Raw genomic sequence first — 26,479 nt, 5'->3', positions numbered from 1 at the left:
CAGCCTGTCAGATCGATCGCCGGGAGGCCTGCCCATGTCGGTGACCACGGACGCCCGCCCGTTTTCGGCGACCCTGCGCGCCTCGACGCTCGAGGTGCACGAGAAGGCGAACTACTCGACGTACATGCGAGCCTTGCTCGGCGGCGAGCTGACGCAGGAGGGGTACGCCCGGCTGGCGGTCCAGTACTACTTCGTCTACGGCGCGATCGAGGCGGCCAGCGACGCGATGGCCGGCGACCCGATCGGCGGCGAGTTCGTCTTCGACGAGCTGCGGCGGCTGCCCAGCCTGGAGCGCGACCTCGCCCACCTGGTCGGCCCGGACTGGCGCTCGACGATCACGCCGCTCGCTTCGACGCAGGCGTACGTCGATCGAGTGCGCGAAGCCTCGTCGTGGGCCGGTGGGTACGTGGCGCACCACTACACGCGCTACCTCGGCGACATCGCGGGCGGCCAGGCCATCCGGCGGCTGCTGGAGCGGCAGTACGACGTCGCCGAGGCGGGCACGCTCTTCTACCACTTCGACGGCATCGGCAGCGCCCCGCGGTTCCGCGACCAGTACCGCGCGAAGCTGGACAACGCGCCGTGGGACGAGGCCGAGCGGGCGCGGGTGATCGACGAGACCGTAGTGGCGTTCGAGTGCAACGTCGCGGTGTTCGACGAGCTGGCGTCGAAGCTGGACGAGTTCCGTGCCTGATCTCACACGCCGTTGACCTCCAGTTAACTCCAGGTTGCAGGCTCGGTTTCGGGTGCCGGGCCCTCGGGTACGCCACCCACGAGCCGGTCATCCCAGGCGGTGATCACGACACGCCCCCGCTCGCCGCGGAGGGGCGTGTGCTACTAGGTTCGGTACCGGAAACTTGTGTCGAAGACAGAAGGAGGGCCAATGGCCCGCTACGAGCTGCCCGATCTCGACTACGACTACGGCGCCCTCGCGCCGCACATCTCCGGCGAGATCAACGAGCTGCACCACAGCAAGCACCACGCGACCTACGTCAAGGGCGCGAACGACACGCTCGACAAGCTCGAAGCCGCCCGCGAAGCGAACGACTTCGGCTCGATCGTCGGCCTGGAGACCACGCTGGCCTTCAACCTGGCCGGCCACGCCAACCACGTCGTGTGGTGGAAGATCCTGTCGCCGGAGGGTGGCGACAAGCCGACCGGCGAGCTGGCCGCGGCGATCGACGAGGCGTTCGGCTCCTTCGACAAGTTCAAGGCGCAGTTCACCGCCGTCTCGACCACGATCCAGGGCAACGGCTGGGGCGCGCTGTCCTGGGACCCGATCGGCAAGACGCTGATCACCCAGCAGCTGCGCGACCACCACAACAACCTGATCCTGCCGACCGTGCCGATCCTGCTGGTCGACGTCTGGGAGCACGCGTTCTACCTGGACTACAAGAACGTGAAGCCGGACTACGTCAAGGCCCTGTGGAACATCTTCAACTGGGCCGAGATCAGCAAGCGCTTCGACAACGCCGTCGCGGGCGGCAACGGCCTGCTGCTCGGCTGAGTTCTTCGTCGAACGGGGTCCTCCCTCCGGGGTGGGCCCCGTTTTTCGTCGCCGGGTGAAAATCCCTTGACCTCGAGCGCGGTCGAGGTGTTTGAGTGGGCGCATGGACATCGACGCGTACCTGGCCCGCACCGGCGTCGCCCGCCCGGCGGCCCCCGACCTCGCGACGCTGCGCCACCTGCAGGAACGCCACCTGGCCGCGGTGCCGTTCGAGAACCTGAGCAGCCACCTCGGCGAGCCGGTCGTCCTGGACGAGGACGCGTTGTTCACGAAGATCGTGCACGGCCGGCGGGGCGGGTTCTGCTACGAGCTGAACGGCCTGTTCGCGGCGCTGCTGCGCGCGCTGGGCTACGACGCCTCGCTGCACGCGGCCCAGGTGTTCCACGCGGACGGCACGCTGGGCCCACCGCTGGACCACGCGGCGATCGTCGTCTCACTGGACGGCGAGGACTGGCTGGTCGACGTCGGTTTCGGCCGGTTCTCCCGGCATCCGCTACCGCTGTCCGCCGTGGACGCGCAGCTCGACCCGGAGGGCGAGTTCCTGCTGCTGGACGCCCCGTTCGGCGACATCGACGTCCTGCTGGACGGCAAGCCGCAGTACCGCCTGGAGCGCCGCCCGCGCCCGCTGGCCGACTTCATCCCGATGGCGTGGTGGCAGACGACGTCCCCGGAGTCCCACTTCACGCAGTCCCTGACGTGCTCCCGCCCGACGTCCCAGGGCCGGGTGACGCTCTCGGGCGACAGGCTGATCGAGACGGTGGACGGCGTCCGGAACGAGCTCCGCTTGACGTCGCCGGAAGCGATCCGCACGGCGTACCGCGTGTACTTCGGGATGACGCTGTCGAAGCTGCCGGTCCCACCGGGCGGGAGTCCCTTGACGCCCAGTGCGGCCGGAGCCGAGACTGCCCTGACGTGAACGAAGCCCCGGCCTGGGGTTTTCCCAGGACCGAGGCTCCGTCCGTTCCCGAACTGACTGCCGCTCCCACCACGAAGCGGACGTGTATGAGGTTAGCCTAACCTCATATCTTCGGGCAAGAGGTTCGGCTCGGAGACCCCGATCTCACTCTTCCGGGTGACATGGGGGCCGGGAACCGCCGGTTTTTGTCGGTGGCCGCCGATACGGTCGCGCCATGAACACGACCCGACACAGCCCGTCAGATCTTTGCTCGCTTGAGCACCCGCAGCCCGAAGCCCCGCTTGACCGGCCACGAAACCCCGCCCCGCCGGATCAGCACCACGGCGCACACCACCGCGGCCACCGCCGACACCGCTCCGCCGATGTAGAACGGAGATCGCCCGCCGAACTCCTGGGCCATCCACCCCACCATCGGCCCGCCGATCGGGTTGCCCCCGATCAGCACCAGGACGTACAAGCCCATCACGCGTCCCCGCATCTCCGGGCTGACCGAGGTCTGCACCAGCGCGTTCGCCGTGTTGAGGAACGTCATCGTGGCGAAGCCGAGCGGGATCAGGCCAAGGCCGAACGTCAGGTACGTCGGCATGAACGCCGTGAGCAGCTCGAACACGCCCAGGAAGAACGCCGAGACCAGCATCAGCCGCACCCGCGGCCGCCCCTTGGTGCCGCGGCGGGCGGACATCAGCGCGCCGGTGAACGTACCGACCGCGACCAGCGTCGAGAGCAGGCCGTAGCCGTCGGCCGCGGTGTGGAAGACGTTCGCCGCGACGATCGGGAGCGAGCTGAAGTACGTGATGCCGAACGTGCTGACGAACAGCACCAGCACCATCACCGTCATCAGGTCCGACCGGCGGCGGACGTACCGCAGGCCCTCGGCCAGCTGCCCCTTCTCGCGCGGCACGGCCGCGACGCGGAACAGCTTGTCCGGGTTCATCAGGACCAGCCCGGTGATCACCGCGACCGTGCTCAGCGCGTTCGCGATGAACAGCCAGCCGGTGCCGATCCAGGTGATCGCGAACCCGGCGATCGCCGGGCCGACGATCCGCGCCATGTTGAAGATCGAGGAGTTGAGCGCGACGGCGTTGGTCACCTGGTCGCGGCCCACCATCTCGGCGACGAACGACTGCCGCGTCGGCACCTCCAGCGCCGCCGTCACGCCGAGGGTGAAGCACAGGACGTAGACGTGCCACAGCGCGGCGAACCCGCTCAGGTCGAGCACGCCGAGGAGCACCGCCTGCGCGCACGCCGCCACCTGGATCCAGGTGAGCAGCCGCCGCTTGTCGACGCGGTCGGCGAGGACGCCGGCCCACAGCGAAAGGAACAGCGTCGGCGTGAACTGCAGGGCCACCGCGATCCCGAGGGCGATCGGGTTGTTGCCGCTGAGGGTGAACACCAGCCAGTCCTGGGCGATGCGCTGCATCCAGGTGCCGATGTTCGAGATGACCTGGCCGGTGAAGAACAGCCGGTAGTTGCGGACGCGCAGCGACGCGAACATGCTGCCGCGCTTCGCGGGGGACGGGGGTGAGGCGGACGGCGGTGAGGCCGTTTCCCGGGTAGCAGTGGTCTGGATCGAACGCTTGGTTTCGCTACCCGTGGCCGTCACCGTGGTTAGTTCCCCGCCATCCTGTCGATGATTTCGGCGGCTTTCGAGAGCACTTCACGCTCTTCGTCGCCGAGTTCTGCCAATTGCCGGTCCAGCCAGGCTTCCCGCACGGAGATGGCCTTGAGCACGTACGCCAGCCCGCTCTCGGAGAGCTCGACGATGGCTTGCCTGCCGTCGGTCGGGTGCGGGCGCCGCTCGACGAACCCCAGCTCCTCGAGCGCGGCGATCACCCTCGTCATCGAAGGTGGCTGGACGCCTTCCTTCGCGGCGAGCTGACCGGGGGTCAGCGCACCGCACTTGTGCAAGGTGGACAGCGCCGCGACCTGCGTCAAGCTGAGGTCGCCCCCGACGCGCTGTGCCCGCAGCCGGCGGTTGAGCCGGACCACCGCGAGACGCAGACGGCTCGCCAAGGAGCGTTCGTGCGTGTCGCCGGACATATAGTTAGCATACCTTACGAAACTTCGGCCGCACGGGTGATCTCGGTCAACCGGCAACCCGCGCCGGGCCCGCACGTCCTCACCAGGGGCACAACCTGGGGAGCCGGATGAACAAGAAGCTGGTGGGCTCGGCCGTGGTCGGCGCGGCGGTCCTGGCGATCGTGGTGGCGCTGTTCGCGGGCGGCGGTGACGACACGCCCGCAGCGGCGCCGGCACCGTCGGCGCCCGCGCCGACGGTCACCACCCCGCCGGTCCAAAGCACCGAGCGGATCTACGACTTCCCGGCGGAGGCCGGGCGCGGGACCGGGGGCTTCGACGTCCGGATCCCGGTCCCGGCCGGCTGGGCCGTCACCGAAGACAAGGAACGCGCGAGCTACCGCCACGGCGATCTCCTGCTCGAGACCGACCGGCTGCCGCTCGAGCAGGAGGACCCGGTGAGCGGCCTGCGCGCCGTGGCCGAGGCCGCCGGCCACGGCGGCTCCGTCGTCGCGCACCCGGCGGTCGCCGACTACGACGCCGCCGAGTGGGACTACACCGAAACCCGCGACGGAAGCCCGCGCCGGGTCACCGTGATCGGCCTCGGCGTCGGCGACCGCCTGATCACGATCCGGTTCGCGGCGCCGCCCGCCGAATTCGACCGCAACCGGGGCGTCCTCGACGCGGCGCTGAACGTCACCGGCGCCGGCTGATCAGCGGAACGCCGCCTGGATCGGCCCGACCGCGAAGTACGCCACGAAGGCCAGCGCGATGACCCACATCAGCGGGTGCACCTGCCGGGCCTTGCCGGTGGCCGCGCGGATCACGACGTAGCTGACGAACCCGGCGCCGATGCCGTTGGCGATCGAGTACGTGAACGGCATGACGACGATGGTCAGGAAGGCCGGCAGCGCGATCGAGTAGTCGGTGAAGTCGATGTCGCGGACCTGCGCCATCAGCATCGCGCCGACGACGACCAGCGCCGGCGCGGCCGCCTCGACCGGCACGACCTGGTAGAGCGGGGTCAGGAACATCGCGGCGATGAACAGCACGCCGGTGACGACGTTCGCCAGCCCCGTCCGCGCGCCCTCGGCGATACCGGACGCCGACTCGACGAACACCGTGTTCGAGCTGGCCGAGCCGAAGCCGCCGGCCGCGCCCGCGAGGCCCTCGACGAACAGCGCCTTGCCGACGTTGGGCAGCTGGCCGTCCGCCGGCAGCAGGTCGGCCTCCTTCGCGAGGCCGGTCATGGTGCCCATCGCGTCGAAGAAGTCGGCCAGGACCAGCGTGAACACCAGCAGGCAGACGGTGATGATCGGCAGCCGCGTCCAGGCGCCGAACGAGACGTCGCCGACCAGCGACAGGTTCGGCAGGCCGACGACCTGGTCCGGCAGCGCCGGGTAGCCGAGGTTCCAGCCCTTCGGGTTGGTGCCCTGCGACGGCCCGGCCTTGACGATCGCCTCGACGACGATGGCCAGCACGGTCGAGCTCAGCACGCCGATCAGGATCGCGCCCTTGACCTTGCGGACGACCAGGATGCCGGTGACCAGCAGGCCGACGACGAACACCGCGGTCGGCCACGAGGCGATCGAGCCGCCGATGCCCAAGCCCACCGGGACGGTCGTGTGCGCGGCGTCCGGCAGCCGCCGCACGAACCCGGCGTCGACGAGGCCGATCAGGCAGATGAACACGCCGATGCCGACGGCGATCGCGGACTTCAGCGAGGCGGGCACCGCCCGGAACACCGCGGTCCGGAACCCGGTGAGCACCAGCAGGACGATGATCACGCCCTCGATGACGACCAGGCCCATGGCCTCCGGCCAGGTCATCTGCGGCGCGATGGTGACCGCGACCAGGCTGTTGATGCCGAGGCCGGTCGCGATGGCGAACGGGTAGTTCGCGACCAGGCCCATGAGGATGGTCATCACGCCGGCGACGAGCGCGGTCACCGCGGCGACCTGCGGCACCGGCAGGATGCCGCCGAGGACGTCCTTGTGCGCGCCCGCGTCGTCGGCCGAGAAGCTGCCGATGATCAGCGGGTTCAGCACCACGATGTAGGCCATCGTCACGAAGGTGACCAGGCCGCCGCGCAGCTCGCGCGGCACGGTGGACCCCCGCTCGGTGATCCTGAAGAACCGGTCCAGTGTGGACGTCCCGGTGCGGGTCGTCTCCTGCTCCGCCATTCGCCTGCCCATTCTCTCGCTGCTGCGGAGTACCCTGCACCTCGTGAGTGAACCGATCAATCCACCGGAGGTTACGGGCTCGTTGCGGCACACGCCGGAGCTGCCCAAGAAGCTGACCGACCTGACGCCGGTCGTGATCGTAGGCACCTCGATCTGGGCTGTCGCGCTGGTGGTGCTCTTCTTCACGACTTCGGGGCTGTGGGTGCAGACGGCGCTGTCCGGTTTCGCGCTCGGCTTCGTCGGCATGGCGATCATCGCCTGGCAGCGCGCCGCCGCCCGCCGCGGGTCGAAGTCGGCCCAGCGGCTCTAGGCGAGCATCGTCCGGGGCGACGGGTCGTCGAGCAGCGCCGTGATGAGGTGCCGGTCGGGCCAGCGCCCGGCCGCCCAGGCGAACGCCCGCGCGAGCCCTTCCGAGGTGTCGGCCGCGTGCAGCCGTCCGTCGGACCACCACTGGACTTCGTGCTGGGCGCCGTCGATGCGCACGCTGAGCGGGTCGTGGACGAGCACGCCGCCCTCGGGCAGGCCGACGCCGAGCTGGTCCGCGACGAGCTTCAGCGCGGGCAGCTCCGCCCAGGGCGCGTACTCGCCTTCGCTGGTCACCTCGGCGGCCGCGCCGCTCGCGAGCGGCAGGTCGAGCAGGTCCGCGAGCCGCTCCGGGTCCTCGGGGGCGACCACGTACCGGTCCGGTTCCAGCGCCCCGGCGACCCACGGCACGTCCAGCACCAGGGCGTCGTCCACGACGGACCCGTCCGCGGCCCGCACGGCCCGCGGCACGCCCGGCTCCAAGCCGGACTCGACGACGGCGTCGTAGGCACGCGTGGTCAGCCCCGGCGAGACCACCCGGTCCGGGTCGGCGAGCCGGGCGAGCAGGTCCGCGGCCTCGTCCACTGTGGACAGGGTGAGCCCGGCGCGCACGCCGGCGATCCTGAGCAGGTCTTCGCCGAGGCCGACGTCGGGGACCTCGTCGAAGAGCCCGGCCAGGTCGGCGCCCGGCAGCCGCCACTCGTTCGGCGCGGCCCCGTCGAGCACGGCGTACTGGGCGATCCACCAGGCAGCGTGCCCGTGCGGCGTGCGCAAGGCGTGCCAGGTCTCGGGTCGCGCGGCGAGCAGCCTGATGGCCGCGGGCCAGGCGTCGTCGGCCACGAGATCGAGGTCCCGGATCGCGACGAGCGTCGACGGCGGCTCCGGCAGGGCGTCCCACCAGGCTTCTTCGTCGGGCAGGTCGTGGTCGGGTTCGTGCGGCTCGTCGTCGACGACCACGGCGAAGGAGTCGAGCACGCCGGCGGCCTCGAGGGTGCTCTGCGGCCAGTCCCCGGCGAAGTCCTCGTCGAGGACGTCCAGCGGACCGTCTTCTTCGAACACCTCTTCGTCGAAGATGTCGAGCAGCGGAGACGCCGGGAGGACGAGTTCGTCGGCGCGGCGCCAGGTGTCGGTGCCGGGCAGCGCGAGCGCGCCAACCCAGCGCGGGGCGTCGTCGCCGCAGTCGGCGATCAGCCGCAGCACCGCGCCGGCGAGCGTCGTACCGTCCAAACCGGACCGGACGTCCTCGGCACTGCGCTCCACGGCGTCACGCAGCTCGTCGGCGTTGAGCAGCTCGCGAGCGTCGGCGTGCTTGGCGCCCAGGCGTTCCAGCAGCGGGTGCGACGCGGCCGGGTGCACCAGCCGCAGCCCCGGGATGTCCACATCGGACAGCAGGTCGAGCAGTTCGGCCGAGCCTTCGACGAGCAGGCAGCCACGGGCCCCCGGCAGCGTCCGGCCGTCCGAGAGCGGAACCGGCAGCCCGTCGAGCCGTTCCGCGGCGAGCGCGTGCGACTCGACGGCGATCGCCAGAGCCGCGTAGACCTCCCGCCACCAGCCCGGAGCACGGGTGACGCCGGTCAGCGTTTCCAGCACCTCTTCGATGCCGATCACTTGCCCCGCAACGGACTTGAGCACCTGCACAGGTCCTTCGACCAGACCGGGCACAAGATCGACGAGAAGCGCGGACAGTCCCGGAACGTCGACGTCGAGCACCCGGGCCTGACGCCCGGCGACCTCGTTACCGTCCTTGGTAGCCACCCACGGTTCCACGCTGAGGGCCGCCAGGATTTCGTCACGCAGCTTGTTGTCCACAGTGGACTTCGGAAACCCGGGCACGGGAACGAGGGCGAACCGCTGCTCGGACGGCAGCAGCCGGACGAACCCGACGTACTCCTTCGCAGCAACTTCGAGCGCCTGCGCCAGCTCGGGCCCGGGCAGCGCCCGGCGACGCGACGGTTCGACCGGAACGGAGGCGATCAGCCTGGCGGGTAGCGAAAGCCCGTCATCGGTCGGCGTCGGGGCGCGCAGAACGTCCTCTTCGAGCGGCCGCGGTGCGCCGCCGGCATCGACCGGAACGGCCCACACGACGTCACCGCGGTGCGTCAGCCAGCGCGTTTCCGTTCCGGGACCGCGGATCCCGACGACGTCACCATCGGTCTCCCGTGTCCAAACGCGACCATCGACGTCGAATTCTTCCAGCCACGGCAAGGCAAGCAGCAGATCGGCTACGTCCCGGGCGAGCTCGTCGAGCAGGGCTCGCCCATCGACACCGTCCCGCAGCGGCAGCCGCACTTCGGTGTCGAAGCCGGGCGGCACGTCGGCGGACACGGGCCAGGGAAGCCGCAGGACGGGAACGTCGCCGTCGACCCCGGCGGCGAGCCGGGTGCGCTCGGCGGAGAAGGCGACCCCACCACTGGCGGAGACGACAACGGGTTCATCGGAGACGGTCCGCACGGCGGCGAACCCGACCCCGAAGCGCCCGACGGTGTCACCGGACTTCCCGGACGCCCGCAGCGACGCGAGCGAGGCAACACCCCGCGCGTCGAGCGGAGCGCCGGTGTTGGCGAACCGGAGTTCAGCGTCCACAAGAGACACCCGAACCCGCCCGGGCTTGCCCGCGGCCATCGCGGCATCGGCGGCGTTCTGCGCAAGCTCGACGAAGAGCCGATCCCGGTAGGCGCCAACCCGCAGATCCCGTTCGACGTTGGTGTCTTCGGTCAGCCGGGTGGGCGAGTCCCGCCAGGAGCGCAGGGTGGCGTCGCGGAGCCGAGCGGTCCCGAAGGGATCACTCGGTTCAGGGGTGTCGCCGATCACCGTTCGGGAGCGTTGTCGGCCTGGGCTTGCGCTTCATCGGCTGGAGAGCCCGCGGTTCCCTCGGTCCCGGAAGGGGACGCCTCGGAGCCGACCGGCAGGTCGGTCACCTCGGCAGGAACAGGATCCACTTCGGTCGCATCCGACTCCGCAGCAGCGGGAGTCGATTCATCCCCACCACCCGGAAGCGGCTCAGCAACCCGATCAGCCACCTCCGCCGGAACAGGATCCACCTCGGCCGCATCGGACTCTGCAGCAGCGGGAGCTGGTTCATCCCCGCTGCCCGGAAGCGGCTCGGCAACCCGATCGGCGATCTCAGCCGGAACAGGATCCACCTCGGCCGCATCCGACTCTGCGGCCGCGGGAGTCGATTCATCCCCACCACCCGGAAGCGGCTCGGCAACCCGATCAGCCACCTCGGCCGGAACAGGATCCACCTCGGCCGCATCCGACTCCGCAGCCACCGGAACCTCCTCCGGCTCGGCCTCGGCCGATGCTCCCTGCGGCTCCGAGGAGGCGGGCAGCTCGATCGCGTCGGTCACCTCAGCCTGAGTGGGCTCCGCTTCCGCAGGCTCCGGCACCTCGGTCACCACCGGCGCCGCGACCTCATCGGTCGCCTCCGCCCCAGCGGGCTCAGCAACCGGAGCCTCGCTCGACTCGGTGGCACCGACCGGCGCAGCTTCACCAGCCGCCTCGGGTGCCACCGGCTCAGCCGCACTTTCGGTCGCCACCTCAACCGGCTCCGCCGCCGCACCCTGTTCGGCGACCTCATCAGCCGACCCGGACTCCTGCCCGGTCGGCTCTTCGATCGCTCCGGCCGCTGCAGCTTCATCGACCGTCTGGAAAACCGCCGGCTCCGGCGCCGAACCCTCCGACGCCACCGGCTCAGCCGCATCCTCGACCACCGTGGTCGCCGCCTCAGAGACATCAGCCTCGGGCGCCGCTTCCTCCGCTGCTACCGGGCCACCCGCGGCTGCCGCGGTCTCGGCCGAGTCAGCCGCCTCCGGAACCACCGGCCCAGCCCTACCCTCGGCCACCGTGGTCGCCGCTTCCGAGACAGCGGCCTCGGGCGCCGCCGCCACCGGCTCAGCCGTCGCGGCCTCGGGCGCCGCGGCCTCGGCCTCCGCGCCCTCAGGCGCCGTGGCCTCAGGCGCGCCCTCACGCACCGCGGCCTCCGTCGAGTCAGCCGCCGACCCAGTCTCGCCCTCGACCGCTGCCGCGAGCTCCGGTTCCACCTCGGCCGGGGACACGTCCGACTCCGCCACCGCCGTCTCCGGCTCGGCCGCCGCCGTCTCCACCACCTCCGGGGCCGGTGCGAAGTCCAACAGGGAGTCGTCGTACACCAGCTCGGCCACCGGGACCGAGGAGGTCACCTCGACCTCCACCTCCGAGTGGGCTCCGCAGCCGTACTCCACGTCCACCACGTGGCCGTCCGCCGGGGCGATGTCGTTCGTGCACACCCCGAACGCTCCGCGCAGCGAGCCCGCCAGTGGCACGAAGAACCCGCACCTCCCGCACACGTCCGGCGCGCTGCGGGCCATGTCCGAGCGCGGGCCGAACTCGCCCGCGTGCCAGCGGGCCGCCGCCTCCGTGCGGCCGAAGCGGGACAGCACGTGGATGCGGCCCAAGCCCGCCTCGTGGGCGACCTCCTCCACCGCCGGGTCGTCCGACCGGACGTACGCCGGGGCCAGGCGGGGGTCGTTCTCCGACGTCGGGAAGATGTCGCCGACGCCGAGGTCGCCCGCGCGCACCCGGCGCTCCCACGGCACCCACGCCGGCGCCACCAGCGCCGACGGGCCCGGCACCAGGACGACCTCGCTGACCGTCACCGGCTCGTCGTCGCCCGCCAGGGCGACCGTCACCGACCAGCGCCAGCCGCCGTAGCCCGGGACCTGGGCCTCGAACAGGTGACTCGCCGTGACCGCGTCTTCGCGGGTGACCCCCACGTGCGCGCCGAGCTGCTCCTCGGGTGCGTCCTCCAGCACCGCAGCTCGCGCGAACTCCACCGCATCGGCGAGTTTGCGCTGCACGGAACCGTCGTCCAGGGTCAGCAGCAAAGTCATGCGGCCAATTGTGCCGCACGCATCCGCGGCGCCCGTGCCAGGCTGTTCATCGTGCGCACGCCGATCGTCACCTCGCTGCTGCTGGCCGCCGCCCTCGGCGGTTGTGCCGGCGCCCCCGCGCAAGAGCCGGGCGCCGAACGGCTCACCGTCCAGGTGGCCGGAACCCTGCCGCACGACCCCGCCGCGTTCACCGAAGGCCTGGAGTTCGCCGGTGACACGCTCTACGAGAGCACCGGGCTCGCCGGGAAGTCCACCCTCACCGCAGGTCCGGCCGGTGGACCGCCCCGCGTCACCGCCACCCTGCCGTCACCGCTGTTCGGCGAGGGCGTCACCGTCCTCGGGCCGACGCTGTGGCAGCTCACCTGGCAGGACGGCTTCGCCATCGAACGCGACGCCACCACCCTCGCCGAGCTGCGGCGCGTCCCGTTCCAGGGCGAAGGCTGGGGCCTGTGCCACCAGGCCGACGGGCGCCTGGTGATGAGCAACGGCTCCTCGCGACTGACCTTCCGGGACCCGAAGACCTTCGCCGTCACCGGCAGCGTCGACGTCGGGCGCGACCAGCTCAACGAACTCGAGTGCGTCGGCGGCGACGTCTACGCAAACGTTTGGCACACCGACACCGTGCTGCGGATCGACGCCGCGACCGGACGCGTCACCGGCACGATCGACGCAGGTCAGCTGCGTGCGAAGGCGAACGTGACCGGCAGCGAAGACGTGCTCAACGGGATCGCCGCCGTCCCGGGCACCGGCGAGTTCCTGCTCACCGGGAAGCAGTGGCCGGTCACGTTCCGGGTGAGGTTCGTCCCGGCTCCGGCGTGAAAGCACGGATGAGCAGGCGGAACCGGCCCCCGGTAAGGCAGGATTGACACGTGGCACTCTTCGGCTCCCGCTCCGACGGCACCCCGCCGGGTCAGCCGCGCGGCCGGAAGTCCAAGCGGCGCTGGACGCCGGAGCCCGGCGCCGCGCGGGCCCGGTCCTGGCGCGATGCCGCCGCGCCGCGCGCCGAGCACGGCAGCCCGCCGCCACCCACCCGCGTCGCCCCGGCGCCGTCGCGCGGCGAACCGCCCACCCGCGTCGACCGGCCCGCCCCGCCGCCACGCGCCGGTCGTCCCGAAGACGCCGGTCGCTGGACGCCGGAAAACGGCGGACGCCGCGCCCCCGAAGATGCCGGACGCCGGGCCCCGGAAGATGCCGGACGCCGGGCCCCGGAAGATGCCGGACGCCGGGCCCCGGAAGATGCCGGACATCGGGCTCCGGAAGACGCCGGTCGCTGGACGCCGGAAGACGGCAGCAACCGAGCTCCACGAGACGCCGGGCGCCGCGGCCCACAAGACGCCGATCGCTGGGCCCCCGAAGATGCCGGACGCCGGGCCCCGCAGGACGCCGGACGCTGGACCCCGGACGCGAACGAGGCACCCACCGCCGCCACGCGCCGGCCGCCGCCACCGCGTGGCGCCCGGCCGTACGACCCGCACCGCACCGAGCCGGTCCGCCGCGAGCCGCCCGGCAGTGGCTTCTACCAGGGCGAACGCCACCCCGGCAGCGGCGAGTACGAGCACTACGACACCGGCGGCTACGCGGGCGAGCCACGCCCCCCGGAACCCGAACCGCAGCCGCCGCGCGAAGAGCCGCGGACCCCGGGCGGCACGCCGAAGCTGCCGAAGAAGATCACCGTCACCCGGGTGGCGGCGATGCGCAGCCGGCAGCTGACCGGCCAGGCCGTCGACGCCTTCCAGCGCGCGACGAAGGCCGACGGCGCCGAGAAGTCCGGCCTCACGTCGCTGACCTACGCCGTGATGCTGAACTACGCCAGCGACGCGGCGATGGCGATCGCGCTGGCGAACACCCTCTTCTTCGCCGCGACCAGCGGTGAGAGCAAGGGCAAGGTCGCGCTCTACCTGCTCATCACGATCGCGCCGTTCGCACTGGTCGCGCCGGTGATCGGGCCCGCGCTCGACAAGGTGCAGCGCGGACGGCGCCTGGCGATGTGCGCGTCTTCGATCGGCCAGGGGCTGATGGCCGTCGTGATGGCGCTGCACTTCGACGACTGGCTGCTGTACCCGGCCGCGCTCGGGATGATGGTGCTGTCCAAGTCGTTCACCGTGCTCAAGGCCGCGGTGACGCCCCGGGTGCTGCCGTCGGAGATCACGCTCTCCAAGACGAACGCCCGGCTGACCACGTTCGGGCTGGTCGCCGCGGGCGTCTTCGGCGCGCTGGCCAGCGGGATCAACGCGATCACCGGCTCGGCGGGCGCGCTGTGGTTCACGGCGCTGATCTGCGTCGCCGCGGCCGTGCAGTCGATGCGGATCCCGGCCTGGGTCGAGGCGACCACGGGCGAGGTGCCGACGTCGCTTTCGGCGCACCCGAAGGAGAAGAAGCGCCGCCAGCCGATGGGACGCCACATCGTGGTCGCCCTCTGGGGCAACGGCTCGGTGCGCGTGCTCACCGGCTTCCTGATGATGTTCGCCGCGTTCGCGGTCAAGGCGCAGACCGAGCACAGCGGGCAGACGCCGTTCATGCAGCTGCTGCTGCTCGGCGTGATCGGGGCCGCGGCGGGCGCCGGCGGGTTCCTCGGCAACGCGCTGGGCTCGCGCCTGCACTTCGGGAGCCCCGATCAGGTGATCGTCGGGTGCGTGGCGGGCTGCGTGCTCGCCGCGCTGGTCGCGACGGTCCTGCCCGGCCTGGCCACGGCCGCGATCGTCGGCCTGGTCGGCGCGACGGCCAGCGCGCTGGCGAAGATCAGCCTCGACGCCGTCATCCAGGAGGACCTGCCCGAGGAGTCGCGCGCGTCGGCGTTCGGCCGCTCGGAAACCGTGCTGCAGCTGGCCTGGTGCCTCGGCGGCGCGGTCGGCCTGCTGCTACCGCCGACGTACTGGATCGGCTTCCTGGTCATCACGGTCGTGCTGGCCGTCGGGCTCACGCAGACGTACCTCGTGCGCCGCGGCGGCTCGCTCGTGCCGGGCCTCGGCGGCGACCGGCCGCTGCGCCCGGAGCCGACCGGCAGCTTCCCGGCCCAGGGCCTGCCCAGGGACCCGGCGCCCCGCCGGTAGGCTCCGGCCATGCGACGTTCCCGGGTGGTGGCCCTGCTTGCGGCCGGAGGGTTCGCGGTGGCCGGCTGCTCGGCCCCCGGCCCGGCCGAGGTCACCTTCTACGCCGACGGCCACACGATCAACACCACGCCGGTGCTCACCTGCGACTATTCGCAGAAGCTCGCGCAGCCGTGCAGCGCCAAGGGTGACACGCGGACGCTGAAGGTCCGCCCGGGCAAGCCGGTGCAGATCTCGGTGCCCGGTGAGGTCGCCGGCTCGCCGTGGCAGATCGTCTTCGAGTACGTCACCCCGCGGGGTGAGTTCAAGCAGAGCGACCCGATCCCGTTCACCTCGCTGGACCGCTACGCCTACACGGTCACGCCGCCGACGCCCGCCGACCGCATTTCCGCGGTGGACGTGCAGAAGTACACGGCCGTGCTCAACGCGGACACCGGCGAGTCCGGCCTGCTGCCCAGCGACGTCTGGGGCCTGCGGCTGGAAGCCTAGGGATCGATGTCCCGGGCGACCGCGCGCATGATCTCGGCGATCTGCTTGGTGTGCTTGCGGTCCGGGTAGCGGTTGCGCCGCAGGTCCGGCTGCACCTTGAGCTCGAGCAGCTTGATCATGTCCTCGATCAGGCCGTGCAGCTCCTCGGCCGGGCGGCGGCGCGCTTCGGCGACGGACGGCGGCGGGTCGAGCAGCCGGACGGAGAGCGCTTGCGGCCCGCGGCGGCCGTCGGCGACGCCGAATTCGAGCCGCTGCCCGGCCTTGAGCCCCTCGACGCCCTGCGGCAGCGCGGCCTTGCGGATGTAGACGTCGGCGCCACCGTCCTGCGTGACGAACCCGAACCCCTTCTCCGCGTCGTACCACTTGACCTTGCCGGTCGGCACTTCCCTCACCAGTCCTTCTGCTGTCCGCTCATGACTAACGCGCCCGGGGCGTACCCAGGGCGCGCTGGGTAAAGGGTATCTCGCCACACGCCCTGGGGAGAAGCCGATACCGCCGGATACCCTCTTGCGTCATGAAGAGCACGACGAAGGAGGCGGGCGTGGCCGCTCCCGGCAAACCGTTCCTGATGCGCATCGGCATCGGGCTGTTCGGCCTCGGCATGCTCGCCGTGCTGGCGGTCTTCATCATGTTCGCCGCCGGCCTGGAGAACCTGCCCATCTGGCTTTCGGTCGCCGCCGGGGTCATCACGCCGCTGGGCCTGCTGCTCGGCCTGATCGCCCTGGTGATCGAGGCGCGCGCCAAGAACTAGCCGACCGCTGCGAACGTCTTCTCGAACCACTCCGGGAACTCCGTCAGCGACTCGAACACCACCTCCGCTCCCTCGCTCAGCAGGAGCGTGCGATCACACGGTCCGGTGGTGACGCCGACCGCGACCGCCCCGGCCGCGAGCGCACCCCGGATGTCCCCGGCGTGATCTCCGACATACACGCGCGCGTCGTGCGCCAGTAGTGCCTCGGCCTTCTGCGTCGACCACAGCTCGCCGACGACCTCGTCGACGTCGAGCCCGAGCGCGTCCACGTGCAGTTGCGCGTTGGGCCCGAACTTCCCGGTGACGACCAGCGTGCGCCCGCCCGCGGCCCGCACCGCGCGCAGCGACTCGACCGCGCCCGGCAGCGCGACCGTGCTCGGCACGACCACTTCCGGGTAGATCGCGCGGAACCGGTCGACGAGCCCGGGGATGCGTTCCTCGGGCGCTTCGAAGCCACGCAGGATGTCGTCGAGCGGCGGCCCGAGGTTGGCCGCGAACGCCTCGCCGTCCAGCGGCAGGCCGGATTCGGCGCCCAGCGCGTTCATCGCCGCGGCCATGCCCGGCCGGGCGTCGATCAGTGTCATGTCGAGGTCGAACCCCACGGTGATTCCATCCATGCCCCCACCACCACCCTCAACGGAGGCGCTTCGCGCCGCTGGTTTGATTCCGACCGACACGTTAGCCGCCACCCCCGACAGTTTTACACGTAAGCCGATCATGTACAGCACCTTGACAGCAGAGTGATCTGTGTCAAGGTGAGAGTGTGACCAGCTTCACTGAACGGACGAAGGCGTCCCTCCGGGAAGCGCTGCTCGACGCCGCCGCCGACCTGCTGCCGGACCGCGGTCACGCGGGGCTGCGGATGGCCGACGTCGCCGCGAAAGCCGGGGTGAGCAGGCAGACGGTCTACAACGAGTTCGGCAACAAGGCGGCGCTGACCCAGGCGGTGGCGCTGCGCACCGCGTCGGAGTTCCTCGACGGGATCCGGCAGCGGTTCGAAACGGCGGACGGGCTCCTGGCGGGCATCCACCACGCCGTCGTCTACACGATCGAGCACGCGCGGGAGAACCGCCTGGTCGCGGCGGCGCTCGGCACCGAAGCGGGCGAGGACCTGCTGCCCCTGCTCACGACTAGGGGCGAGCCGATCCTGTCGGCGGCCGCGGACCTCGCCGCCGAGCAGTACCGCGAGTTCGAACCCGGGCTCTCCGCCGAGGCCGCGGCCCTGCTCGCGGAGACCGCCGTCCGGCTGTCCCTGTCACACCTGGTGCTTTCCACGCATTCGGCGACCGAAGCGGCCGACGCCGTCACCGCGGTCCTGGAACCCGCCATCCGCCAATTCATCCACTGGATCCCTATCGGAGTGAACCGATGACCGAGACGCTGCCGGAGCTCCGAAGCGGCTTTTCCTCACTGCGCAAGGGCGGCCTGAACTGGGACTCGTTCCCGCTGCGGCTGTTCGTCAAGGGCAACAAGAAGTTCTGGAACCCGGCCGACATCGACTTCAGCCGCGAGCGCGAGGGCTGGGACACGCTCAACGACGAGCAGAAGCGCAGCACGACATACCTGGTCGCGCAGTTCATCGCCGGCGAAGAAGCCGTCACCGAGGACATCCAGCCGTTCATGCGCGCGATGTCGGCGACCGGCCGGTTCGGCGACGAGATGTACCTGACGCAGTTCTGCTTCGAGGAAGCCAAGCACACGGAGGTGTTCCGGCGCTGGATGGACGCGGTCGGGCTGACCGACGACCTCCACCCGTTCGTCGCCGAAAACCCGCACTACCGCAAGCTGTTCTACGAGGAGCTCCCCCAGTCGCTGCGTGCGCTGGAGGACGACCCCAGCCCGCTCAACCAGATCCGCGCGAGCGTGACGTACAACCACGTCATCGAGGGCTGCCTCGCGCTGACCGGCTACTACTCGTGGCAGCTGATCTGCACCCAGCACGACATCCTGCCGGGCATGCAGGAACTCGTCCGCCGCATCGGCGACGACGAGCGCCGCCACATGGCCTGGGGCACGTTCACCTGCCGACGGCACGTCGCCGCGGACGACTCGCTCTGGGACGCGGTGCAGCAGCGGATGGGCGAACTGCTTCCGCACGCGCTGAACATGATCCAGTGGGTGCAGGACCAGTTCGAGGAACTGCCGTTCGACAACGACCCGCAGGAGATCGTCCAGTACGCGGCCGACCGGGCGCAGCGGCGGCTGGGCGCGATCGAGTCGGCGCGCGGGATGCCGGTCGAGCAGATCGACCTGGACTACTCGCCCGAACACCTCGAAGAAACCTTCGGCGAGGAAGACGCGAAGGCGATCGCGGAAGCGGCCGCCGCGGTTTCGTGATCAGTGCCGGGGCGGCCGGATCCGGCCGCCCCGGCCCGGTCAGGCGTGCTTGGTCGCGGCCGCGGTTTCCAGGCCCAGCAGGCTGATCGACTTCTGGCGCATCTCGACCTTGCGGACCTTGCCGGTCACCGTCATCGGGAACTCCTCGACGACGTGGACGTACCGCGGGATCTTGTAGTGCGCCAGCTTGCCGCTGCAGAACTCGCGGACCTTTTCCGCCGTCAGCGGCGAAGCGCCTTCGCGCATCCGGATCCACGCCATGAGCTCTTCGCCGTACTTCTCGTCCGGGACGCCGATGACCTGCGCGTCGAGGATGTCCGGGTGCGTGTACAGGAACTCCTCGATCTCGCGCGGGTACAGGTTTTCCCCGCCGCGGATGACCATGTCCTTGATGCGGCCGGTGATGTTGACGTACCCGTCGCCGTCCATCACCGCGAGGTCGCCGGTGTGCATCCAGCGGGCCGCGTCGATCGCCTCCGCCGTCTTGTCGGGCTGTTCCCAGTACCCGAGCATCACCGAATACCCGCGCGTGCACAGCTCGCCCGGCTCGCCGCGGGGCACCGTGAGGCCGGTTTCCGGGTCGACGACCTTGACCTCCAGGTGCGGCCCGACCCGCCCGACCGTCGACACGCGACGCTCGATCGAGTCGTCGGAGCGGGTCTGCGTCGACACCGGGGACGTCTCGGTCATGCCGTAGCAGATGGACACCTCGCTCATCCCCATCCGGTCGATGACCTGCTTCATCACCTCGACCGGGCACGGCGAGCCCGCCATGATCCCGGTGCGCAGCGACGAGAGGTCGAACCCGCCGAAGTCCGGGTGGTTGAGCTCGGCGATGAACATCGTCGGCACGCCGTAGAGCGACGTGCACCGCTCGGCCGCGACGGCTTCGAGGGTGGCTTTCGGGTCGAACGCGGGCGCCGGGATGACCATGCAGGCGCCGTGGCTCGTGCAGGCCAGGTTGCCCATCACCATGCCGAAGCAGTGGTAGAAGGGCACCGGGATGCACACCTTGTCTTGCTCGGTGTAGCTGCACAGTTCGCCGACGAAGTAGCCGTTGTTCAGGATGTTGTGGTGGGACAGCGTGGCGCCCTTGGGGAAACCCGTGGTCCCGGACGTGTACTGGATGTTGATCGGGTCGTCGGCCGACAGCCCGGCCTGCAGGTGCGCCAGCTGCGCCGGGTCACCGCCGCGGCCGGCTTCCAGCAGCGCCTGCCACTCCTCGCCGCCCAGGATCACCACCTGCTCCAGCGCGGCGCACTTCTCGCGCACCTCCTCGGCCATCGCCGGGTAGTCGGACGTCTTGAACGCGTCCGACGCCACCAACAGCCGGATCCCGGCCTGGTTGAGGACGTACTCCAGCTCGTGCGCGCGGTAGGCCGGGTTGATGTTGACCAGGATCGCGCCGATCTTGGCCGTCGCGTACTGCAGGAACGTCCACTCGGCCCGGTTCGGCGACCAGATGCCGACCCGGTCGCCCTTGCCGAGGCCCCGCGCGACCAGGCCCAGCGCCAGCGCGTCGACCTCCGCCGCCAGCTCCCGGTAGGTCCACCGCTTGCCGGCCGCGCGGTCCACGAGCGCGTCACGATCACCGAACGCGGCCACCGTCCGGTCGAAGTTGTCGCCGATGGTGTCCCCGAGCAGCGGGACCTCGGCGGTTCCGGAGGCGTAGCTGGGCAGGGCGGGCGCGTCAGGCATGGTGCCTCCTGAAGTCGGCGGTGACTGGCGCCGAGTCTAAGAAACCGGTGCCGGGTCAGCCAGCACGGTGGGAGGATCCCCTCGGGAAAGAGGGAGGGGAACCCATCCGAAGAACCCTGGCTCTGGTGTCCGCTGTCCTGCTGCTGGCGGTGGCCGCACCGGCGTCCGCGGCGACCCGGGTGATCGTGCTGCCCGGCGCTACGTCCGCCGAAGGCATCACCGCGGCGGGCGGCGGCGAGTAATACACCGGCGACCTGATCGCCGGCACGATCTTCCGCGAGAACCTGGACCGGGGCACGGCCGAGCGCTTCATCGAGGCGCCGCCCGGCACCATGGCGGCCGGTCTCGGCGATCGAGGTGGGCAACCGGCTCGCCGTCGTCAACTCCCACATCTACAGCGGTTGCCCGCCCACCAGCCCGACGTACGAGGTCCTCGTCGTCGGCGCGTGAGTTGGTAAGGTCGCAGCGGACTTCGAGGGGGGCGATCGATGGCCGGGTTCCGCGACGAGCTGACCGAGCTGCTGCAGGCGCGCTACCCGCTGCTCGTCGTCGAGACGCACGAAGAGCAGCGGGTGCTGCGGGAGATCCGCGCGGTCGCCGAAGACGCCGGCCGGCTGCGCACCCCGCGGCGGGTCTACGTCTGGTCGGCCACCACCGGGCTCGCCCCCGCGGGCGGGCCGCCGATCAGCGAAACCCGCGCCGCGGCCGCGGCCCTCGAACGGATCTACGGCTGGGGCGAGCCCGCCGTGTTCGTCTTCGCCGACCTGCACCCCTCGCTGGTCTCCGAGGGCGGGCACCGGCCCGATCCCGACGTCGTGCGCCGGCTGCGCGAGCTCGCCGCCGCGTTCAAGACGCGGCCGGTGCCGCTGAGCGTGATCCTCGTGTCGCCGTCGCTGCCCGTGCCGCCGGAACTGGAGCACGACGCCACCGTCGTCGACTTCCCGCTGCCCGACCAGCGCCAGATCGGCGAGCTGCTGGACGGCATGGTCGCCGCGCACCGGCAGCACGTCCGGATCAGCATCGACCGCGAGGACCGCGACCGGATCATCGCCGCCGCGCGCGGCCTCACGCTGCCGGAAGCCGAAAACGCGTTCGCCAGGGCGCTGGTCGAGGGCGGCGGGCTCGACCCCAGCGACCTCGAGCTGATCCTCGCCGAGAAGCGGCAGGCCGTCCGCCGGTCCGGGATGCTCGACATCGTGCCGGCGGAGACGAGCTTCGACGCCGTCGGCGGCCTCGACCGGCTCAAACGCTGGCTCACCAAGCGCACCGGCACCTGGACGCCCGCCGCGTCGGCGTACAACCTCGCGGCGCCGAAGGGCCTGCTGCTCACCGGCGTCCCCGGCTGCGGCAAGAGCCTCTCCGCGGTGTGCGTCGCGAACATGTGGCGGCTGCCGCTGCTGCGGCTGGACCTCGGGCGCGTCTTCGCCGGGCTGGTCGGCTCGAGCGAGAAGAACATCCGCACGGTCATCCGCACCGCCGAGGGCATCGCGCCGTGCGTGCTGTGGGTCGACGAGATCGAGAAGGGCCTCGCGGGGGCCGGCGGCGGTGGCGACGGCGGCACCGCGCGGCGCGTGTTCGGCACGTTCCTGTCCTGGATGCAGGAGAAGTCGGCGCCGGTGTTCGTGATGGCCACGGCGAACCAGGTCGGCTCGCTGCCGCCGGAGTTCCTGCGCAAGGGCCGGTTCGACGAGATCTTCTTCGTCGACCTGCCGTCCGCGCCCGAGCGCGCCGCGATCTGGCGGATCCACCTGGCCAAGCGCGTCACCGATCCGTTCGTGGGCAGCGAACTGCGGCTGGACGACGGACTGTTCGCCGAGCTCGCCGACGTCAGCGCGGGCTACAGCGGCGCCGAGATCGAGCAGGCGGTGCTGTCCGGGCTGGTCGACGCGTTCGCCGAGAAGCGGCCGCTGCGCCGCGACGACCTCGTGCGCGCGGTGGAGTCGACCGTGCCGCTGTCGGTCACCCAGGCCGACGAGATCCTGGCCATCCGGAACTGGGCGCAGACCAGGGCCGTGGCCGCCACGGACACGGCAGGCGAAGCGGTCGCCGAGCGGGTCGCGGCGCCGCCACCGGCGCTGTCGAGCGGGAGGACGATCGACGTATGACGCACCGCGTGACCGTGACCATCGGCAAGGACGGCTCGATCAGCGCCGAAACCCACGGCGTGACCGGCTCGAAGTGCCTCGACTACATCCCGCTGCTGGAGGACCTGCTCGGCGCGGAGACCGTGACGTCGGAGTTCACCGAGGACTACCGCCGGGTGGCCACGGAGAACACCGCTTCGCAGCAGCAGTCGCAATGGAACTCCTGAACCTGCACCGGATCGTCGACGCCACCGCGGCCGAGGGCCCCGGCGTCCGGTGTGCCGTGTGGACGCAGGGGTGTTCGGTGCGCTGCCCGGGGTGCTTCAACCCGCAGACGTGGACGACCCGCGGCGGGTTCGGCCGGTCGTGGGAGGACCTGGTTTCGCGCGTGCTCGCCGTGTCCGGGATCGAAGGCGTCACGCTGCTCGGCGGCGAGCCGTTCGACCAGGCCGCGCCGCTGGGCCGCTTCGCCGCCGCCGTCCGGTCCGAAGGGCTTTCGGTGATGACGTTCACCGGGCACGTGCTGGAGGACCTGCCGCCGTCGGAGCTGCTGGCATCGACGGATCTGCTCGTGGACGGGCCTTTTCTGGCCGATCGGCCGGAGCCGGCCCGGCCGTGGGTGGGCTCGGCGAACCAGCGGTTCCACTTCCTGACCGACCGCTACGACGAGTCGATCTTCACCACCCCGAACCGCCTGGAACTGACGATCGCCCGCGACGGCGCGATCGAGCTGAACGGGTTCGCCACCACCGGAGTACTGGAAGCGCTGCTCGAAGGGGATCGCCGATGAGTGTCACGCTCAAGCTGCGCAGCGAGGCGCTGGCGCAGCTCGACGCCGCCACGATCGCCGCGCACGCGCAGGCCCAGCCGGGGGTCGTCACGGTGCGGACGCGGATGCGCCACCGCGACCTGCTGGCCCGCGCGCTCGTCGGCCTGCGGGCCCAGGTCACCGACGACGGCACGTCGGTCGTCGCCGCGTGGGAGGGGCGGCGGATCACGTTCGGCTACGGCCCCGAGGGCGTCCAGGTGGCGCACGTCGACGGCCCGGGCCTGGTGCCGGCCGAAGCGTCGCGGCTGGTGTTGTCGGTCGACGAGGCGTACGCGGCCGAAGTGCAGCGGGCGGTGCTGGCCCGGCTGAAGGACCGGGCGGCCCGGGCCGGCCTGCGCGTCGAATCGGAGCGGGTCAACGCCGACCAGTCGATCAGCGTCACGCTGGCCGCCACGTCGTGACCGAGACGCGGGTCGGGCTGATCGAGTTCGGCAAGGCGATCCACGACTCGGTCACCGTCCCGGGCCTCGGCGAGCTGCCCGGCGGCCAGGTGAGCACGGGCCGCGCGGTCCGCGGCGCCCGGGCGCGGCTGCGCCGGGGCGACCGGATCGTCGAGGACGACCTGCGCATCGGGATCATGGTGCGGAAGAAGTATTTTTCCAGCGAGGTCGAGCCGGTGACGGAGGCCGGCTTCCTGAAGGACGTGTACGTCGCCGTCGGGCGGCGCGACCTCGGCAACGGCGACGCGCTGGAGCTGTACACCGACGACGCGGTGGGGCCGGACCTGAGCCGCCAGGAGGGTGCGGCTTCGGTGGTGGCGCCGGGTTTCGACCCGCTGACGGGCTTCTACGCGCAGGTGCACGTCCGGGAGGGCGTCCTGCGGTCCGGCGCGTTGGCCACGCTGTCGCGGGGCGGGCAGCCGATGCGGGTGCTCGCGCTGTCGGGACCGCTCGAGGAACTGCCGCGGGGCCAGGTGGCGACGGTGTTGCTGGGCTTCCAGTGCGACGTGCCGCCGCTGGCCGGCGACGTGCTGACGGCGTTTCCGTCACCGGAATCCGTGGAGCAGCGCAACGGGACGGCGGTGGTGCACGGCGTCAGCGACCTCGGCACCGGTTCGGTGGTGGCGGCGGTCGAGGTGCCGGAGGGGCGCGCGGCGACGTTCACGGTGGGGGCGAGCATCCGGGTGCTGCGGCCGATCGGCACGACGTTCAACGAGCGGCACACGGTCATCGCGGCGGGGCTGCCGGTGCTTTCCCTGGCGCGGGGCGGGGTCGCGGTGCGGAGTTCCGCGGGGTCCCGGGTGTTCACGGTCGGGTTGGGCACGCGGGATCTGCGGCAGAACGACGTGCTCGAGGCGTATGTGCCGGGGGTTTCGGCTCCGTCGGCTGTGTTGGCGCCGCCGCCTGCGCCGCCGGTGGCGCTGGTCGACGTCAATTCGGCTCCAGGAGAGTCGTTGGCGACCCTGCCGGGCCTCACCCCACCCCGGGTGGCGACGGCGTTGGAGCTGCGCCGCCGCCAGGGCGGCTTCCCGGACGTGGAGGCGTTCGGCGTGGCGATCGGCTTGCAGCCGCACGAAATTGTCCGCCTCCGCGGACGGGCGACGGCCGGTCGGGTGGCGTTGCCCGAGACGGGCGTTCGTCAGCTGGACATCTGAGGGATTCCGCTACGCTCGAGACCGTGCCGGAGGAATTCTCGCTGGGCTTGCCGGAGGTCGCCGCCGCGATCCGGCGCACGGGCTTCCCGGCGCACTGGCACCCGTTCGAGATCCCCAGCCCGGGCCACACGCTGGAGGAGAACGACCGCATCCTGACGGCGGCGTGGGACGCGATGCGGGCCCGCGGCCTGGCGGGCGTGGACAAGCTGGACATCGAGGTGGAGCAGACGCTGAGGTCGTGGACGCAGCCGGAGGTGCTGATCATCGTCCGCGCGGCGGAGGTGGCGGACGGCCGCCAGGTGTTCTACCGAGCCACCATCGGCCACGGCCTGGGTGTGTTTTCGGAACTGGCCGGCGACGAGATCCTGTTCGCGCAGGCGCGACCGGACCGGCTGGTCGACCTGGTCGTCGGCATGCTCCCGGCCTACCGGCCGGTACCACTGGCGGAACTGGCGTTCGTGTCCCCCGGCACCCACGAGGACACCGCGGCGGCGGCCGAGTTCTCGCGGTGGCCGCTGCACCGCTACGGCACGTTCGAGCTGTCGGTCCGGCAGGGCCAGGGCGCCCTCCACCCGGTCGGCTCAGCCACGTTCGTCGACAACGACGGCGGCCGGTTCCTGATGTTCAACGAGCCGCTACCCGGCCACGAAACCCGGCTCCGATTCACCCCTTCGGATGGTTCTCACCTGCGAAGCTGGCTCCACGAGCGTGGCCGGAACCACTGACGCCGCCGGTTCGTCACTAGTACAGTGCGGAGGGACCACGCAGGGTGGTCCCAGGACGACGGGGAGGGCGTCATGGGCGGTTCACAGTTCGGGGCGCCGGGATCGTTCACACCGCCACCCGCAGCCGGCGACGCCGGGGCGAACTTCCTGTCGGGGTTGCTCGAGGAACCGGTGAGCTCGGACGCGGCACAGCGGGTCAGTGAAGGCGGCCACCACCTGAAGTCGCTCGCCGAAAGCGGCCAGTTCGCGGTCAACGAGGCAGGCTTCCAGGCGTACCTGAAAGCTTGCGACTTCTTCCTCGACGGCTTCGGCCGGATGCTCAGTGACGTTCGCCAGCTGGCAACTCAAGCCGGGATGGGTGGCAGCGAATACGCCAAAGCGGTCGCCGCCTTCAACGTGAAGGTCGCCGACGGGGATGAGCAGTCGTTGATCCCCAACCTGATCCGGATGCGTGACGGGGTTCAGCAAGCGCGCGAAGCAATGGTGATCGCACGCAAGAACTACCGTGAGACAGAGGATGCCCACAGCATGACCTTCAGTCAGCTCAACAAGGGGCTGCAAGAGCAGTGACCATCCGACGCGTCGTCTTGGCCGCTACCTCGGCTTTGGTCCTCTGCCTGGCCGCCTGCACTAGTCAAGTCGGAGGCCAGGCGACTCCTGATCCGCAGAGCGGATCGACTCCGCCGGTCACCACCAGCGCCACGGCCGACCCCGGCAACCCGTTCGCCGGGCTGAGCCCGTGCACCGTTCTCGACCAGGCTCTTGCCGGGCAGGGTTTCCCCAAAGCCCAGCCGATGGTCGCGGACACCAAGAACAGTTGCCGCTCCTCCAAGCCGACGTCCGGCGACACCCCGGGGGTGGACGTAGGGCTTTCCTTCCAAGCCGGCCAGGGCTACAAGGACAACGTCGGAAATCCCAGCCAGGCGAGCGAAGGCCAGGTGAACGGGCGTCCTGCAGTCGAGGAACGTGAGCCGCTGAACGCAAAAGGGCAGTGCGATGTGTGGCTGGAAGTAAAACCCAAGTCGCGTGCTTTCGTCCTGCTTGCGTCGGGGTCGGACACCGCAAGGGCCTGCCAGCTGGTCGGAGACGTCGCTGCGAAGGTCGAGCCACTACTGCCGAAGAACTGAGA

The 26,479-nt window shown here is 71.1% G+C and carries 27 protein-coding genes; 19 read left to right on the top strand and 8 right to left on the bottom strand.

Annotation, left to right across the window (positions count from 1 at the left end):
- The first annotated feature begins 34 nt into the window (after positions 1–34).
- The 3 genes from ACLJPY_RS34860 (at position 35) to ACLJPY_RS34850 (ending at position 2,423) form a co-directional block, all read left to right on the top strand.
- Positions 35–694: a heme oxygenase (biliverdin-producing) gene (locus ACLJPY_RS34860; protein WP_410595207.1), complete on the top strand. Its 660-nt coding sequence runs from the start codon at positions 35–37 to the stop codon at positions 692–694.
- A 189-nt stretch (positions 695–883) separates the two neighbouring features.
- The gene (locus tag ACLJPY_RS34855) at positions 884–1,507 is read left to right on the top strand and encodes a superoxide dismutase (RefSeq protein WP_003088226.1); all 624 of its coding nucleotides are present in this window, start codon (positions 884–886) and stop codon (positions 1,505–1,507) included.
- 103 nt (positions 1,508–1,610) lie between these two features.
- A complete protein-coding gene (locus ACLJPY_RS34850) occupies positions 1,611–2,423 on the top strand; it encodes an arylamine N-acetyltransferase family protein (protein ID WP_410595205.1) in 813 nt (270 codons plus the stop codon).
- Between the two features lie 238 nt (positions 2,424–2,661).
- On the opposite strand, the gene ACLJPY_RS34845 is transcribed toward ACLJPY_RS34850, so the two are convergent.
- Positions 2,662–3,918, bottom strand: a complete 1,257-nt coding sequence (locus tag ACLJPY_RS34845) for an MFS transporter (RefSeq protein ID WP_410595203.1) — start codon at positions 3,916–3,918, stop codon at positions 2,662–2,664.
- 113 nt (positions 3,919–4,031) lie between these two features.
- A complete protein-coding gene (locus tag ACLJPY_RS34840; RefSeq protein WP_410564292.1) occupies positions 4,032–4,463 on the bottom strand; it encodes a MarR family winged helix-turn-helix transcriptional regulator in 432 nt (143 codons plus the stop codon).
- A 107-nt stretch (positions 4,464–4,570) separates the two neighbouring features.
- Between ACLJPY_RS34840 and ACLJPY_RS34835 the strand changes: the two genes are divergently transcribed.
- Positions 4,571–5,152: a hypothetical protein gene (locus ACLJPY_RS34835; RefSeq protein ID WP_410595201.1), complete on the top strand. Its 582-nt coding sequence runs from the start codon at positions 4,571–4,573 to the stop codon at positions 5,150–5,152.
- Here ACLJPY_RS34835 and ACLJPY_RS34830 read toward each other — a convergent pair whose 3' ends face one another.
- A complete protein-coding gene (locus ACLJPY_RS34830) occupies positions 5,153–6,622 on the bottom strand; it encodes an NCS2 family permease (protein WP_410595403.1) in 1,470 nt (489 codons plus the stop codon).
- A gap of 82 nt (positions 6,623–6,704) precedes the next feature.
- On the opposite strand from ACLJPY_RS34830, the gene ACLJPY_RS34825 reads away from it, so the two are divergent.
- On the top strand, positions 6,705–6,932 hold the full coding sequence (locus tag ACLJPY_RS34825) for a DUF2530 domain-containing protein (protein ID WP_410564771.1): 228 nt from the start codon (positions 6,705–6,707) through the stop codon (positions 6,930–6,932).
- Here the strand turns inward: ACLJPY_RS34825 and ACLJPY_RS34820 are convergent.
- Together ACLJPY_RS34820 and ACLJPY_RS34815 are read right to left on the bottom strand one after the other, a co-directional pair.
- The gene (locus ACLJPY_RS34820) at positions 6,929–9,736 is read right to left on the bottom strand and encodes a sacsin N-terminal ATP-binding-like domain-containing protein (RefSeq protein ID WP_410595199.1); all 2,808 of its coding nucleotides are present in this window, start codon (positions 9,734–9,736) and stop codon (positions 6,929–6,931) included. The two genes, ACLJPY_RS34825 and ACLJPY_RS34820, sit on opposite strands and share 4 nt — an antisense overlap.
- Entirely contained in the window at positions 9,733–11,919 is a 2,187-nt protein-coding gene (locus ACLJPY_RS34815) for a DUF3027 domain-containing protein (protein ID WP_410595197.1), read from the bottom strand. Before ACLJPY_RS34815 ends, ACLJPY_RS34820 begins: the two co-directional genes overlap by 4 nt.
- On the opposite strand from ACLJPY_RS34815, the gene ACLJPY_RS34810 reads away from it, so the two are divergent.
- The 3 genes from ACLJPY_RS34810 to ACLJPY_RS34800 are packed head-to-tail and all read left to right on the top strand — an operon-like array spanning position 11,848 to position 15,332.
- On the top strand, positions 11,848–12,615 hold the full coding sequence (locus ACLJPY_RS34810) for a glutaminyl-peptide cyclotransferase (protein WP_410595196.1): 768 nt from the start codon (positions 11,848–11,850) through the stop codon (positions 12,613–12,615). The two genes, ACLJPY_RS34815 and ACLJPY_RS34810, sit on opposite strands and share 72 nt — an antisense overlap.
- Positions 12,616–12,665: 50 nt before the next feature.
- The gene (locus tag ACLJPY_RS34805) at positions 12,666–14,846 is read left to right on the top strand and encodes an MFS transporter (RefSeq protein ID WP_410595194.1); all 2,181 of its coding nucleotides are present in this window, start codon (positions 12,666–12,668) and stop codon (positions 14,844–14,846) included.
- A 9-nt stretch (positions 14,847–14,855) separates the two neighbouring features.
- A complete protein-coding gene (locus tag ACLJPY_RS34800; RefSeq protein ID WP_410595192.1) occupies positions 14,856–15,332 on the top strand; it encodes a DUF2771 family protein in 477 nt (158 codons plus the stop codon).
- On the opposite strand, the gene ACLJPY_RS34795 is transcribed toward ACLJPY_RS34800, so the two are convergent.
- Entirely contained in the window at positions 15,329–15,715 is a 387-nt protein-coding gene (locus ACLJPY_RS34795) for a cold-shock protein (protein ID WP_013230216.1), read from the bottom strand. The genes ACLJPY_RS34800 and ACLJPY_RS34795 overlap by 4 nt on opposite strands.
- Positions 15,716–15,846: 131 nt before the next feature.
- On the opposite strand from ACLJPY_RS34795, the gene ACLJPY_RS34790 reads away from it, so the two are divergent.
- A complete protein-coding gene (locus ACLJPY_RS34790; protein WP_410595190.1) occupies positions 15,847–16,083 on the top strand; it encodes a hypothetical protein in 237 nt (78 codons plus the stop codon).
- On the opposite strand, the gene ACLJPY_RS34785 is transcribed toward ACLJPY_RS34790, so the two are convergent.
- A complete protein-coding gene (locus ACLJPY_RS34785; protein WP_410595187.1) occupies positions 16,080–16,700 on the bottom strand; it encodes an HAD family hydrolase in 621 nt (206 codons plus the stop codon). The two genes, ACLJPY_RS34790 and ACLJPY_RS34785, sit on opposite strands and share 4 nt — an antisense overlap.
- Positions 16,701–16,846: 146 nt before the next feature.
- Between ACLJPY_RS34785 and ACLJPY_RS34780 the strand changes: the two genes are divergently transcribed.
- Complete coding sequence (locus tag ACLJPY_RS34780; protein WP_410595185.1) at positions 16,847–17,455, top strand: TetR/AcrR family transcriptional regulator; 609 nt, start codon at positions 16,847–16,849, stop codon at positions 17,453–17,455.
- Entirely contained in the window at positions 17,452–18,420 is a 969-nt protein-coding gene (locus tag ACLJPY_RS34775) for a R2-like ligand-binding oxidase (RefSeq protein ID WP_410595183.1), read from the top strand. The genes ACLJPY_RS34780 and ACLJPY_RS34775 overlap by 4 nt, the downstream gene beginning before the upstream one ends.
- A gap of 39 nt (positions 18,421–18,459) precedes the next feature.
- Here ACLJPY_RS34775 and ACLJPY_RS34770 read toward each other — a convergent pair whose 3' ends face one another.
- Entirely contained in the window at positions 18,460–20,118 is a 1,659-nt protein-coding gene (locus tag ACLJPY_RS34770) for an AMP-binding protein (protein ID WP_410595182.1), read from the bottom strand.
- Between the two features lie 488 nt (positions 20,119–20,606).
- On the opposite strand from ACLJPY_RS34770, the gene ACLJPY_RS34765 reads away from it, so the two are divergent.
- The 8 genes from ACLJPY_RS34765 (at position 20,607) to ACLJPY_RS34730 (ending at position 26,477) form a co-directional block, all read left to right on the top strand.
- Complete coding sequence (locus ACLJPY_RS34765) at positions 20,607–22,223, top strand: AAA family ATPase (protein WP_410595180.1); 1,617 nt, start codon at positions 20,607–20,609, stop codon at positions 22,221–22,223.
- A gap of 8 nt (positions 22,224–22,231) precedes the next feature.
- Positions 22,232–22,429, top strand: coding sequence for a DUF2997 domain-containing protein (locus ACLJPY_RS34760; RefSeq protein ID WP_410595178.1), 198 nt, complete (start codon positions 22,232–22,234; stop codon positions 22,427–22,429).
- Positions 22,417–22,992: a 4Fe-4S single cluster domain-containing protein gene (locus tag ACLJPY_RS34755; RefSeq protein WP_410595176.1), complete on the top strand. Its 576-nt coding sequence runs from the start codon at positions 22,417–22,419 to the stop codon at positions 22,990–22,992. Before ACLJPY_RS34760 ends, ACLJPY_RS34755 begins: the two co-directional genes overlap by 13 nt.
- A complete protein-coding gene (locus ACLJPY_RS34750) occupies positions 22,989–23,432 on the top strand; it encodes a hypothetical protein (protein WP_410595174.1) in 444 nt (147 codons plus the stop codon). Before ACLJPY_RS34755 ends, ACLJPY_RS34750 begins: the two co-directional genes overlap by 4 nt.
- A complete protein-coding gene (locus ACLJPY_RS34745) occupies positions 23,429–24,625 on the top strand; it encodes a hypothetical protein (protein WP_410595172.1) in 1,197 nt (398 codons plus the stop codon). Before ACLJPY_RS34750 ends, ACLJPY_RS34745 begins: the two co-directional genes overlap by 4 nt.
- Positions 24,626–24,648: 23 nt before the next feature.
- Complete coding sequence (locus ACLJPY_RS34740; protein ID WP_410595170.1) at positions 24,649–25,350, top strand: ESX secretion-associated protein EspG; 702 nt, start codon at positions 24,649–24,651, stop codon at positions 25,348–25,350.
- Between the two features lie 72 nt (positions 25,351–25,422).
- The gene (locus tag ACLJPY_RS34735) at positions 25,423–25,920 is read left to right on the top strand and encodes a hypothetical protein (protein WP_410595168.1); all 498 of its coding nucleotides are present in this window, start codon (positions 25,423–25,425) and stop codon (positions 25,918–25,920) included.
- The gene (locus ACLJPY_RS34730; protein ID WP_410595166.1) at positions 25,917–26,477 is read left to right on the top strand and encodes a DUF3558 family protein; all 561 of its coding nucleotides are present in this window, start codon (positions 25,917–25,919) and stop codon (positions 26,475–26,477) included. Before ACLJPY_RS34735 ends, ACLJPY_RS34730 begins: the two co-directional genes overlap by 4 nt.
- The last annotated feature ends 2 nt before the right edge of the window (positions 26,478–26,479 follow it).

Origin of the sequence: Amycolatopsis sp. lyj-23, assembly GCF_046549135.1 — a bacterium.
GTDB lineage: Bacteria > Actinomycetota > Actinomycetes > Mycobacteriales > Pseudonocardiaceae > Amycolatopsis.
Note: the sequence above shows the minus strand (reverse complement) of the source record. Positions and strands in the feature narration are given on the sequence as shown.